At 69.5% G+C, this 13182-nt stretch carries 9 protein-coding genes; 5 read left to right on the top strand and 4 right to left on the bottom strand.

Annotated features, from left to right (window positions below):
- Positions 1-2: 2 nt before the first annotated feature.
- Complete coding sequence (locus tag CGL27_RS11945) at positions 3-797, bottom strand: MIP/aquaporin family protein (protein WP_119986485.1); 795 nt, start codon at positions 795-797, stop codon at positions 3-5.
- A 276-nt stretch (positions 798-1073) separates the two neighbouring features.
- Positions 1074-1838, bottom strand: coding sequence for an IclR family transcriptional regulator (locus CGL27_RS11940; RefSeq protein WP_078640514.1), 765 nt, complete (start codon positions 1836-1838; stop codon positions 1074-1076).
- Positions 1839-2065: 227 nt separating this feature from the next.
- Between CGL27_RS11940 and metH the strand changes: the two genes are divergently transcribed.
- From metH to CGL27_RS11920, 4 genes are all read left to right on the top strand, one after another.
- Entirely contained in the window at positions 2066-5572 is a 3507-nt protein-coding gene (gene metH / locus CGL27_RS11935) for a methionine synthase (RefSeq protein WP_119986483.1), read from the top strand.
- Between the two features lie 149 nt (positions 5573-5721).
- A complete protein-coding gene (locus CGL27_RS11930) occupies positions 5722-6423 on the top strand; it encodes an HAD family phosphatase (RefSeq protein WP_078640512.1) in 702 nt (233 codons plus the stop codon).
- A 338-nt stretch (positions 6424-6761) separates the two neighbouring features.
- Positions 6762-8360, top strand: a complete 1599-nt coding sequence (locus CGL27_RS11925; protein WP_119986480.1) for an ABC transporter substrate-binding protein — start codon at positions 6762-6764, stop codon at positions 8358-8360.
- 51 nt (positions 8361-8411) lie between these two features.
- A complete protein-coding gene (locus tag CGL27_RS11920; protein ID WP_119986478.1) occupies positions 8412-10007 on the top strand; it encodes an ABC transporter substrate-binding protein in 1596 nt (531 codons plus the stop codon).
- A gap of 86 nt (positions 10008-10093) precedes the next feature.
- On the opposite strand, the gene CGL27_RS11915 is transcribed toward CGL27_RS11920, so the two are convergent.
- Both CGL27_RS11915 and CGL27_RS11910 read right to left on the bottom strand, forming a co-directional pair.
- Positions 10094-10765 (bottom strand): response regulator transcription factor, encoded by a 672-nt coding sequence (locus tag CGL27_RS11915; RefSeq protein WP_009719179.1) that lies wholly within the window; start codon positions 10763-10765, stop codon positions 10094-10096.
- A gap of 117 nt (positions 10766-10882) precedes the next feature.
- A complete protein-coding gene (locus tag CGL27_RS11910) occupies positions 10883-11827 on the bottom strand; it encodes a RecB family exonuclease (protein WP_078640509.1) in 945 nt (314 codons plus the stop codon).
- An 83-nt stretch (positions 11828-11910) separates the two neighbouring features.
- Between CGL27_RS11910 and CGL27_RS11905 the strand changes: the two genes are divergently transcribed.
- Positions 11911-13161, top strand: a complete 1251-nt coding sequence (locus tag CGL27_RS11905) for a site-2 protease family protein (RefSeq protein WP_119986476.1) — start codon at positions 11911-11913, stop codon at positions 13159-13161.
- Positions 13162-13182: the final 21 nt, after the last annotated feature.

The raw sequence follows: 13182 nt of genomic DNA, 5'->3' as shown, positions 1-13182 counted from the left end.
GGCTAGGCGAAGGCGATCTCGTAGATCCCGCCGGCGATGGCGCCGCCGATGAGCGGGCCGACGACCGGGATCCAGGCATAGCCCCAGTCCGAGCCGCCCTTGTTGGGCAGCGGCAGGAGGGCGTGGGCGATACGGGGGCCGAGGTCACGCGCCGGGTTGATGGCGTAACCGGTCGGGCCGCCGAGCGAGAGGCCGATGCCGACCACCACGAAGGCGGTGATCATGACGCCGATGACGCCCAGGCCCTTGCCGTCGCCGTTGAGCCCCTGGGTGAGGATGGCGAGCACCAGCACGGTCGTGGCGATGATCTCGGTGGCCAGGTTCTGCGCGACGTTCCGGATCTCGGGGCCGGTGGAGAAGACACCCAGCACCGGGCCGGCGTCGCCGGCCTGCTGCTTGTCCGCCGCCACCGTGTCCTGGGCGCCCGGGCCGCCGACGATCTCGCGGTCGGTGAGATGGGCGTGGAAGTGGCCGAGGTAGGCGAGCCACACCAGCGACGCGCCGATCACCGCGCCGAGCATCTGCCCGAGGAAGTAGACCGGCACATCGCTCCACTCGATGCCGCCCTTGATGGCGAGGCCGAGCGTCACCGCCGGGTTGAGATGGGCCCCCGAGAGAGGCGCCGAGATATACGCGCCGGTGAGCACGGCGAAGCCCCACCCGAGGGTGATGGCGACCCACCCCGCCTCGAACGCCTTGGATCGCTTCAAGATCACGCCGGCGACGACACCGCAGCCGAGCAGTATGAGTACGGCGGTACCGATGGTCTCGCCGATGAAGATGTCGGAGCTGGACACCCGCGACTCCTTTGTCCTTCGTCCAGGGGAAGGCGAACCCCCGGGTTCTCTCCGGTGGTCCGCGCCCTCGTGGGAGGGCGTTGGTCGGCCCGCGGCGAGTCCACCATAGCGAATATTGTCGTCAGGTGTTCGACAATGCCGACCGATGAACGGCAGTTTTCTTCACGGCGAAGACCCCGTCAAGGGTCGTGTGAAGGAAAAATCACGGGTATGTGAAACCGTGATGAAGCAGGTCATGCCGGGATATGGGGGCAGATCCGCGCGGGTTGCCACGATTCAGAAACGGAGGGCGCCCAAGTCCCGGGAGACGGCGCGGGCGCAGTCCCGTACGGCGGCCACGAGCTCCGAGCGCAGCTCCCCGTCGTCGCACACCCGCTCGACCGCGCCCGTGATCCCCACCGCGCCCACGGGCAGCCGGCGCCGGTCGTGGATGGGCGCCGCGACCGACGCCACGCCCTCCCAGGTCTCCTCCACATCGGAGCCCCAGCCGCGCGCCCGGATCAGGTCCAGCACGCCCTCGAACTCCCGCTCCCCGGTCACCGTGCGGGGGGTGAACGCCTTACGGTCGGCCTCGGTCACCTCGCTGTGGGCGACCGGGTCGTACGCGGAGAGCACCTTGCCCAGGGCCGTGGAGTGCAGCGGGTGCATCGCGCCGACCTCCAGCACCTGGCGGCTGTCGTCCGGCCGGAAGACATGGTGGACGATCAGCACGCCCTGCTGGTGCACCACGCCCAGGTACACGCTCTCGCCGCTGGAGCGGGCCAGGTCGTCCGTCCACACCAGGGCGCGGGCGCGCAGCTCGTGCACGTCCAGATAGCTGTTGCCCAGGCGCAGCAGCTCCGCGCCGAGCTGATAGCGGCCGGACGCCTCGTCCTGCTCGACGAAGCCCTCCTGCTGCAGCGTGCGCAATATGCCGTGCGCGGTGCCCTTGGCCAGCCCCAGGGTGGAGGCGATGTCGGACAGTCCCAGACGTCGCTCACCACCGGCGAGCAGGCGTAGCATCGCGGCGGCGCGCTCCAACGACTGGATGTTCCGGGCCATCGCCAACCTCCTGACTGCGGTTCGACAATGCTGAACACTATCGGTCCATGTCGACCTCGCGGTACCGCAAGGCCATGTGTCGACGATCAAGGGCCCGCAGGCCGCCTCCCATCCCGGGTGATGGAACGACCATCGTGAAACGACCACTGGCAGCTACGCTGGCGTGGTGCGCCGTCCCCAGGGGAGGGCGCAAAGCCGACAGCCGTCGCACTCCAGGGAGCACATCCATGGCCTCGCATACGCCATCGCCCACATCCGCCGCCCGAGCCGAAGCGCTCCGCGAAGCACTGGCCACCCGCGTGGTGGTCGCCGACGGCGCGATGGGGACGATGCTCCAGGCGCAGGACCCCAGTCTCGACGACTTCCAGCAGCTCGAGGGCTGCAACGAGATCCTCAACATCACCCGCCCGGACATCGTCCGCTCGGTCCACGCGGAGTACTACGCCGCCGGGGTGGACTGCGTCGAGACCAACACCTTCGGCGCCAACCACGCGGCGCTCGGTGAGTACGACATCCCCGACCGCGTCCACGAGCTCTCCGAGGCCGGCGCCCGGATCGCCCGTGAGGTCGCCGACGAGTTCGCCGCCGACGGACGCCAGCGCTGGGTGCTGGGCTCCATGGGCCCCGGCACCAAGCTGCCCACCCTCGGCCACGCCCCCTATGTCACCCTCCGGGACGCCTACCAGGCCAATGCCGAAGGCATGATCGCCGGTGGCGCGGACGCCCTCCTGGTGGAGACCACCCAGGACCTGCTGCAGACCAAGGCCGCGATCCTCGGCGCCCGCCGCGCCCTGGACGCCACCGGTGCCAACCTCCCCCTGATCTGCTCGGTCACCGTCGAGACCACCGGCACCATGCTGCTCGGCTCCGAGATCGGCGCGGCGCTCACCGCCCTCGAGCCGCTCGGCATCGACATGATCGGCCTCAACTGCGCCACCGGCCCCGCCGAGATGAGCGAGCATCTGCGCCATCTCGCCCGCCACTCCCGTATCCCGCTGTCCTGCATGCCCAACGCCGGCCTTCCGGTGCTGGGCAAGGACGGCGCCCACTACCCCCTGACCCCCGGCGAGCTGGCCGACGCCCAGGAGACCTTCGTCCGCGAGTACGGGCTCTCCCTGGTCGGCGGCTGCTGTGGCACCACGCCCGAGCATCTGCGCCAGGTCGTCGAGCGGGTCCGCGGTCTGGCCCCCACCGAGCGCTCCCCGCGCCCGGAGCCCGGCGCCGCCTCGCTCTACCAGACCGTGCCGTTCCGCCAGGACACCTCGTATCTGGCGATCGGCGAGCGCACCAACGCCAACGGCTCCAAGAAGTTCCGCGAGGCCATGCTGGAGGCCCGCTGGGACGACTGTGTGGAGATCGCCCGGGAGCAGATCCGCGAGGGCGCCCATCTGCTCGACCTGTGTGTGGACTACGTCGGCCGGGACGGCGTCGCGGACATGGAGGAGCTGGCCGGGCGGTTCGCCACCGCCTCCACCCTGCCCATCGTCCTGGACTCCACCGAGGTCGACGTCATCCGGGCCGGGCTGGAGAAGCTCGGCGGGCGCGCGGTCATCAACTCCGTCAACTACGAGGACGGGGACGGCCCCGAGTCGCGGTTCGCCAAGGTCACCCGGCTCGCCCAGGAGCACGGCGCCGCCCTGATCGCGCTGACCATCGACGAGGAGGGCCAGGCCCGCACGCCGGAGCACAAGGTGGAGATCGCCGAGCGGCTGATCGCCGACCTGACCGGCAACTGGGGCATCCACGAGTCGGACATCCTCATCGACACCCTGACCTTCACCATCTGCACCGGCCAGGAGGAGTCCCGTAAGGACGGCATCGCCACCATCGAGGCGATCCGCGAGCTCAAGCGGCGCCACCCGGACGTCCAGACCACGCTGGGCCTGTCGAACATCTCCTTCGGCCTGAACCCGGCCGCCCGGATCGTGCTCAACTCCGTCTTCCTCGACGAATGCGTCAAGGCGGGCCTGGACTCGGCGATCGTGCACGCCTCCAAGATCCTTCCGATCGCGCGGTTCGAGGAGGAGCAGGTCAAGACCGCCCTGGACCTGATCTACGACCGCCGCGCCGAGGGCTACGACCCGCTGCAGAAGCTGATGGGGCTCTTCGAGGGCGCCACCGCCAAGTCCCTCAAGGCCGGCAAGGCCGAGGAGCTGGCCGCGCTGCCCCTGGACGAGCGCCTCAAGCGGCGCATCATCGACGGTGAGCGCAACGGCCTGGAGGCCGACCTCGACGAGGCGCTCCAGGGGCGCCCCGCCCTGGAGATCGTCAACGAGACGCTGCTGGACGGCATGAAGGTGGTCGGCGAGCTCTTCGGCTCCGGCCAGATGCAGCTTCCATTCGTGCTCCAGTCCGCCGAGGTCATGAAGACCGCGGTGGCGCATCTGGAGCCGCATATGGAGAAGTCGGACGACGAGGGCAAGGGCACCATCGTGCTCGCCACCGTCCGCGGCGACGTCCATGACATCGGTAAGAACCTCGTGGACATCATCCTGTCCAACAACGGCTACAACGTGGTCAACCTGGGCATCAAGCAGCCGGTCTCCGCGATCCTGGAGGCCGCCGAGGAGCACCGCGCCGATGTGATCGGCATGTCCGGGCTGCTGGTGAAGTCCACGGTGATCATGAAGGAGAACCTGGAGGAGCTCAACCAGCGCAAGCTGGCCGCCCAGTTCCCCGTCATCCTCGGCGGCGCCGCCCTCACCCGCGCGTACGTCGAGCAGGATCTGCACGAGATCTACGAGGGCGAGGTGCGCTACGCCCGCGACGCCTTCGAGGGCCTGCGGCTCATGGACGCCCTGATCGCCGTCAAGCGCGGTGTGCCCGGCGCCGCGCTCCCCGAGCTCCGGCAGCGCCGCGTCCCCCAGCGCGCCGCCCAGGTGCGGGAGCCGGAGCCGGACGAGGGCCCGGCGCGCTCGGACGTGTCCACCGACAACCCCCTCCCCACCCCGCCCTTCTGGGGCACCCGCGTCGTCAAGGGCATCCAGCAGGCCGACTACGCCTCCTGGCTGGATGAGGGCGCGCTGTTCAAGGGCCAGTGGGGGCTCAAGCAGGCCCGCACCGGCGAGGGGCCCGGCTACGAGGAGCTGGTGGAGAGCGAGGGGCGGCCCCGGCTGCGCGGCTGGCTGGACCGGCTGCACACCGGGAACCTGCTGGAGGCGGCCGTCGTCTACGGCTACTTCCCGTGCGTCTCCAAGGGCGACGACCTGGTCCTGCTGAACGAGGACGGCAGCGAGCGGACCCGCTTCACCTTCCCGCGCCAGCGCCGCGGCCGCCGGCTGTGCCTGGCCGACTTCTTCCGGCCCGAGGAGTCCGGTGAGACCGATGTCGTCGGGCTGCAGGTGGTGACCGTCGGCTCGAAGATCGGCGAGGCCACCGCCGAGCTGTTCGCCGCCGACTCCTACCGCGACTATCTGGAGCTGCACGGCCTGTCCGTCCAGCTGGCGGAGGCGCTGGCCGAGTACTGGCACGCCCGGGTCCGTGGCGAGCTGGGCTTCGCCGGTGAGGACCCGAGCGAGATGGAGGACATGTTCGCGCTGAAGTACCGCGGCGCGCGCTTCTCGCTGGGTTACGGCGCCTGCCCCGACCTGGAGGACCGCGCGAAGATCGCCGATCTGCTGCGGCCCGAGCGGATCGGGGTGAAGCTCTCGGAGGAGTTCCAGCTCCACCCCGAGCAGTCCACGGACGCCATCGTGATCCACCACCCGGAGGCCAAGTACTTCAACGCGCGGTAGTCCTCCGGCGGCTGTTCGTGACCGCCTTACGGTACTCACGAGGCGCGTCGGCGCGGCGCGACGTAGACTGGTCGATCCGGTAGAGGCCGGTCGCCTTCCCGTCAGTGGAAGGGGGCCGGCCTTCGTGCCCCTTATCCGGAGGTGTTTGGATGACCAGCAGCATCCCGGCCGTCGATACCCGTACGGCCGAAGGCTCGGCACTGCAAGCCGTTCTGCTCGACATGGACGGCACCCTGGTCGACACCGAGGGCATCTGGTGGGACGCGGAGGTCGCCATCTTCGCCGAGCTCGGTCACGCTCTCGCCGAGGAGTACCGCCAGGTCGTCGTCGGCGGCCCGATGTCGCGCAGCGCCCAGTTCCTGATCGAGGCCACCGGCGCCGAGATCGCCCTCGCCGAGCTCACCGGCCTGCTCAACAGCCGCTTCACCGAGCTGATCGACGGCAGTGTGCCGATGCTGCCCGGCGCCCGCCGGCTGCTCACCGAGCTGGCCGCGCAGTCCATCCCCACCGCCCTGGTCTCCGCCTCCCACCGGCGGGTGATGGACCGGGTCCTGCGCTCGCTCGGCCCGGAGCACTTCACCCTGACGGTCGCGGGCGACGAGGTCGAGCGGACCAAGCCGCATCCGGACCCGTATCTGTTCGCCGCGGCCGGACTGGCCGCCGAGCCGGGGCGGTGCGTGGTCATCGAGGACACCGACACGGGCGTACGGGCCGCGGAGGCGGCCGGGTGCCGGGTGGTCGCGGTGCCGTCCGTGGTGCCGATCGAGCCCGCCGCGGGGCGTACGGTCGTCGGTTCGCTCGAAGAAGTCGATCTTTCATTTCTGCGTACTCTGGTCACCGCAATGCACTGAACGCGCACCGAGCGTATTTCTGTAAATTGCAAACTGAATAGCGCGGGCGCACTTTTCACGTTCCGTTGGCGACAAGGGGGCGTGATGTTTATCACTGCACATGCGGTGAGCGGATGGGGCGGTGGCCTGCCGCGCGTCCTGTCTGATGCGATTTGGGTGAACCCATGTGTCCGGATTGGTGGCATGCCGTACGAATCGTGGCAGCGTCCGGATATCGGTCGATGGCCGCTCGTTATCGGGGCGTGATATCGCCTCAACTTCGTTGTGTCTGAGCATGGTCGGCGCCGCGGACTAATCTCGTCGCGAGTAGTTGATCGATGGCAGGGAGACTCCCGACAATGACGCGCAAGTCGCTGGTGCTGCCGGCTGTGGCCGGCCTCCTGATCTCCACGCTCGCCGCGTGCGGTGGTACCGACGGCTCGGGCTCGGACGGTGAGGCGATCGTCCTGGGCAGCACGGACCGCATAGAGGCGTCGAAGGCCGCGCCCGCTCCGCTGGACCCGGCCCTGGCCTACGACTTCGCCTCCTGGAGCGTGCTGCACAACGCCTTCCAGACGCTGATGAGACTGCCCCGCTCCGGAACCGAGCCGATACCCGACGCCGCCGAGAAGTGCGGCTTCCAGGACCGGCAGAGCGAGCAGTACCGCTGCACGCTGCGCAGCGGGCTGAAGTTCTCCAACGGTCACGACCTGACCTCCGAGGACGTCAAGTTCTCCCTCGAGCGCGTGCTGCGCATCGACGACCCCAACGGCACCAAGTCGCTGCTGTCCAACGTGGACAAGATCGAAACCCCCAGCGACCGCGAGATCGTCATCCACCTCTCGCAGTCGGACGCGACCTTCCCGTCGAAGCTCACCACTCCGGCCGCCGCGATCCTGGACAGCGAGGTCTACAAGCCCGACGCGCTGCGCAATGGCTTCGAGATGACGGGCTCGGGCCCGTACTCCGCGAAGACCGAGGTGCGCAACAACCGGCTGGTCAAGGTCGTCTTCACCAAGAACTCCCACTACAAGGGCGATGTCCAGCTCAAGGCCGACAAGGCGGAGATGCGTTTCTACGACTCCGCCTCGACCATGGAGAAGGCGCTGGTCAAGGGCGACATCGACGTGGTCCACCGCGGCTTCTCGCCCGAGCAGATCGACAAGCTCAACAAGGGCGACGTCAAGGGCGTGCGCCTCTTCGAGTCCTCCGGGCAGGGCATCCGCTATCTGGTCTTCAACACCTCGGACCCGGCGGTCAAGAACAAGGCGGTCCGGCAGGCCATCGCCCATCTCGTGGACCGCCAGGCGCTGGTGCGCGATGTGTACAAGCGGACCGCCGAGCCGCTCTACTCGATGATCCCCACCAGCATCTCCTCGCATATCAACTCGTTCCACAACGAGTACGGCGACCCGGACCCCGCGGTCGCCAAGAGCGTGCTGCGCGACGCCGGTATCAACACCCCGGTGAAGCTGACGCTGACCTACACCACCGACCACTACGGTCCGGAGACGGCCGCGGAGTTCAAGGAGCTGAAGAAGCAGCTCAACCGCAGCGGCCTCTTCTCCGTCACGATCAAGGGCTACCCGTGGCGGGACTTCCGTCCCGCGCTCGTCAAGCGCCAGTTCTCCGCCTCCGGGATGGGCTGGCTGCCCGACTTCCCGGACCCCGACAGCTACACCGCGCCGTTCCTCACCACGGACAACTTCCTCAACTCGCCCTACCGCAACAGCACCATCCAGGACGAGCTGATCCCCAAGACCCGGCAGGAGGCCCAGCGCAGCCTCGCCGACAAGGACTTCCAGTCGATCCAGAACGCCGTCGCCAGCGACGTGCCCTATCTCCCGCTGTGGCAGGGCAACACCTATGTGGCCGCCCGCGAGGGCGTCATCGGCGCCGAGTACGCCTTCGACTCCTCGACCATGCTCCAGCTGTGGGAGCTCGGCAAGGGCGACTGAGAACGTCCCACGGGGGTCAGGCACGGAACGACGAATGTGTGAGGAAGACCGTTGAGGAAACGTGATCAGTGGCTGGCAGCTCCGCTCGGCGCGGGACTGGCCGCCGCCCTGCTCACCGGATGCGGCAGTGAGGACGGGGACGCGGCGGGCAGCGGCGAGCACGTGGTCATGGGGATGTCGGACGAGGTGCTCGCCACCGACCCGGCATCCGGCTACGACCCGGGCTCCTGGCTGCTGTTCAACAACGTCTTCCAGTCCCTGCTGAGCTTCCCGAAGGGCAGCACCACACCGCAGCCGGAGGCGGCGGAGAAGTGCTCCTTCAAGGACAACGCCAGCCGGGTCTACTCCTGCACGCTGCAGAACGACCTGACGTTCTCCAACGGCCATCCGCTCACCTCCGAGGACGTCAAGTTCTCCTTCGAGCGCACCAAGCGGATCAATGACGCGAACGGTCCGGCGCTGATGCTCACCTCCATCGGGAGCATCGACACCCCGGACAAGCGGACCGTCGTCTTCCATCTGAAGAACTCCGACGCGACCTTCCCGCAGAAGATCGCCTCCGGCGCCGGATCCATCGTCGACCACCGGGAATACCCCGCCGACAAGCTGCGCACGGACCACATGGCGGTCGGCTCCGGCGTCTACAAGCTGGACTCCTTCACCAAGGACGAGGCCGACTTCTCCGTCAACGGCGGCTACCAGGGGCCCGCCCGGCCGAAGAACTCCGGGCTGAACCTGAAGTTCTTCCACGGCGGGCAGGCCCGGCTGAAGTCCGCCGTGCAGAAGGGCGATGTGGACCTCGCCTACCGCGGGCTGGCCATGCGGGACCTCGCCGACCTCCAGGCGCAGAGCCTCGGCGGCGGCAAGAGCCTGAACGTGGTCGAGGGCACCGGCGCCGAGGTCCAGCACCTGGTCTTCAACATGAAGGACCCGGTGGCGGGCAAGCTCGGCGTGCGCAAGGCCATGGCGTACCTCATCGACCGCTCCACCCTGGTGCGGGACGTCTACAAGCGCACCGCCGAACCGCTGTACTCGGTGGTCCCGGCCGGGATCACCGGCCACAACACCGCCTTCTACGACAAGTACGGCGACCGCCCGCAGCCCGAGAAGGCCAAGCAGGCGCTGCGGGGCGAGGGCATCTCCGGCAAGGTCAAGCTGACGCTGTGGGGCACCCCGATCCGCTACGGCCCCGGCACCCTCCCGGGCCTGCGCCAGATCGCCGAGCAGCTCAACGCCAGCGGGCTGTTCGACGTCGATGTGAAGAGCGCGGACGTCGCCGCGTACGAGAAGGGCGTCGCCGGCGGGAAGTACGGCGTCTATGTGAAGGGCTGGGTGCCCGACTACCCGGACCCGGACAACTTCGTCGCCCCGTTCTTCGGCGCCGGCAACGTCCTGGCCAACCACTACACCTCGCCGCGGCTGTCCGCGCAGCTCATCCCCGCCACCGCCGAGCAGCCCAGCCGCGAGGCCACGGTCGGCGACTTCCAGCGGATCCAGGACATCATCGCCGACGAGGTGCCGATGCTCCCGCTGTGGCAGGGCAAGCAGTACGCGGTGGCCCAGGACGACATCTCCGGGCTGCAGTGGACCCTCGACTCCTCGACGGTCTTCCGCTTCTGGGAGATCGGCAAGTCGTCCGACGGCTGACGGGGACGGGCGGCCTTACGGCGGTACGGCAGGAGGCCCGGGGCGCGCCCCGGGCCTCCTGCCGTACCGCCACCGTCCCGGTGCCGCTACTGCGCGCCGGGGCGGACCAGGCCGCTCTCGTAGGCGTACACGGCGGCCTGCACCCGGTCGCGCAGCCCCAGCTTGGTCAGCACATGGCCCACATGCGTCTTGACCGTGGTCTCGCTGACGAACAGATCCGCGGCGATCTCCGCGTTGGACAGCCCCCGGGCCACCAGCTTCAGCACCTCGACCTCGCGCTCGGTCAGGGTGTGCAGGGTGTCCGGCACCGGCTCCTCGCCCGACGGGAGATGCCCGGCGTACTTGTCGAGCAGCCTGCGGGTGATGCTGGGCGCCAGCATCGCCTCGCCCGCCGCCACCACGCGGATGGCCTGCACCAGCTCGGTGGCGGGCGCGTCCTTCAGCAGAAAGCCGCTGGCCCCGGCGCGCAGCGCCTCCACCACGTACTCGTCCAGGTCGAAGGTGGTCAGCACCAGCACCTTGGCCGGGCCGTCCCGCCCCGGACCGGTGATCTGGCGGGTCGCCTCCACACCGTCCATCCGCGGCATCCGGATGTCCATCAGGACCACATCGGGCTGCAGCGCCCGCACCTGATCGAGGGCCTGCAGACCGTCCCCTGCCTCGCCGACGACCGCCAGATCCTGCTCCGCCTCGAGGATCATCCGGAAGCCGGTGCGCAGCAGCGGTTGGTCATCGACCAGTAGGACGCGGATCGCCACGGGAACTCCTTCGCTAGACCGCGTCCATTCTGCCCGCCCGTCACCCACCACCACCCTCAGGGGGCGCTACGCGGCACCTTCTTCTTGCCCGTCACCCACCACCACCCTCAGGGGGCGCTACGCGGACCCTCGATTCTGGAGAGGCACGACCGCCAGGGGATACGGCGGCGGCGTACCCCCGAACTCGGGACAGTGCGCCTGGTGGTCGCACCAGCCGCACAGCCTGGTCTGGCGGGGTACGAACGCACCGGTCTCCGTGGCCAGCCGGATCGCCTCCCACAGGGCCAGCACCTTGCGCTCCACCGCCCGCAGATCCCGCTCGTCCGGGTCGTACGTCCGCACATCGCCGCTGCCCAGATAGACCAGCTGCAGCCGCCGCGGGATCACCCCGCGCAGCCGCCACAGCACCAGCGCGTAGAACTTCATCTGGAAGAGGGCCTCGCCCGCGTACTGCGGCGCGGGGGCCTTGCCCGTCTTGTAGTCCACGATCCGCACATCACCCGTGGGAGCGATGTCGATCCGGTCGATGATTCCGCGCAGCCGCAGCCCGGATTCGAGCTCCGTCTCGACGAACAGCTCCCGCTCCGCGGGCTCCAGACGCGTCGGGTCCTCCAGCGAGAACCACTGGTCCACGAGCGTCTGAGCCCCCGTCAGCCATTCGGCCAGCCGGTCCGGCGCCGGGGCGCCGTCCTCCTCCTGGAACAGCTCCGCCAGCTCCGGCTTGGCCGCCAGCAGCCGATCCCACTCGCCCGGCACCAACGCCCGGGCCCGCGGCGAGGTGCGCTCGGCGGCCGGGGCGTCGAAGAGCCGCTCCAGCACCGCGTGGACCACCGTGCCGCGGGTGGCCGCCGCGCTGGGCTTCTCCGGCAATTTGTCGATCACTCGGAAGCGGTACAGCAACGGGCACCGCATGAAATCGGCCGCCCGCGACGGTGACAACGAGGCGGCTGGACCGGACCTCGGCGGTCCGTCCGACGGTTCGGCCTTCCCGGTGGTGGTTCCCGTGGTGGTTCCCATGGCGAAGACCCTACGACCCGCCACTGACAGCCGGACGCATACCATCGACGTCCGAGCCCCTCGCACTGCATGATCGTGGGGACCGTATCAAAAGAGGGGTGCGACCGAGCATCCGACGAGGGGACACCGTGGACAACAGCGGGCAGCGGCAGTCCGACAACGGGGAATCGGACCGCACGACCGAGCCCGAGGGTGGCAAACAGCCGCGCCCACGCGAGCCGGGCGGCGGCATTCTCATGGGCCGCCCGTTCGGCGTGCCCGTGTACGTATCGCCCAGCTGGTTCCTGGTCGCCGCCCTCATCACCTGGGTCTTCGGCGGTCAGCTCGACCGGGTGCTGCCCGAGCTCGGCGCCGCCCGCTATCTGGTCTCGCTCTTCTTCGCGGTGGCCTTCTACGCCTCGGTGCTGGTGCACGAGCTCGCCCACACCGTGGCCGCGCTCCGCTTCAAGCTGCCGGTGCGCCGGATCCAGCTCCAGTTCTTCGGCGGTGTCTCGGAGATCGAGAAGGAGACCGAGACCCCCGGCCGGGAGTTCGTGCTCGCCTTCGTCGGCCCGCTGCTCTCCCTGGTTCTCTCGGGCGTGTTCTACCTGGGCATGCTGGTCGTGGAGCCCGGCACGGTGCCCGGGGTGCTGCTCGCCGGGCTGATGATCTCCAACCTGATCGTGGCCGCGTTCAACCTGCTGCCCGGGCTGCCGCTGGACGGCGGCCGGATGCTGCGCGCCGTCGTCTGGAAGATCAGCGGCAGGCCCATGACCGGCACCGTCGCCGCCGCCTGGAGCGGCCGTGCGCTGGCCGTCGCGGTGCTCGTCGGGCTGCCGCTGCTCACCCAGGCGGGCGGGCTCGGCGACGAGCCCGAGAGCTTCGGCAGCGTCGACTCGCTCACCGACGCGCTGCTGGCCGCCATACTCGCCGCGATCATCTGGACCGGCGCGGGCAACAGCCTGCGCATGGCCCGGCTGCGGGAGCGGCTGCCGGACCTGCGCGCCCGTACGCTCACCCGGCGAGCCGTCCCCGTGGCGGCCGACACCCCGCTCTCCGAGGCGCTGCGGCGGGCGAACGAGGCCGGGGCCCGTGCCCTGGTCGTGGTGGACGGCCACGGCACCCCCACCGCCGTGGTGCGCGAGGCCGCCATCGTGGGGATCCCCGAGCACCGCCGCCCCTGGGTCGCGGTCAGCGGTCTCGCCCAGGATCTCAAGGACGGTATGCGGGTCTCCGCCGAGCTCACCGGCGAGGAGCTGCTGGACACCCTGCGGGCCACCCCCGCCACCGAGTACCTGGTGGTGGAGGAGAGCGGCCAGATCTACGGAGTGCTCTCCACGGCCGATGTCGAGCGCGCCTTCGTGGCGGCCATGGCCAGGACACCCGCGGGCCCCTCCTGAGGCCCCCGGTGTGGTCCGGGC

Origin of the sequence: Streptomyces sp. 11-1-2, assembly GCF_003595545.1 — a bacterium.
In the GTDB taxonomy this organism is placed as follows: Bacteria; Actinomycetota; Actinomycetes; order Streptomycetales; family Streptomycetaceae; genus Streptomyces; species Streptomyces hygroscopicus_B.
Note: the sequence above shows the minus strand (reverse complement) of the source record. Positions and strands in the feature narration are given on the sequence as shown.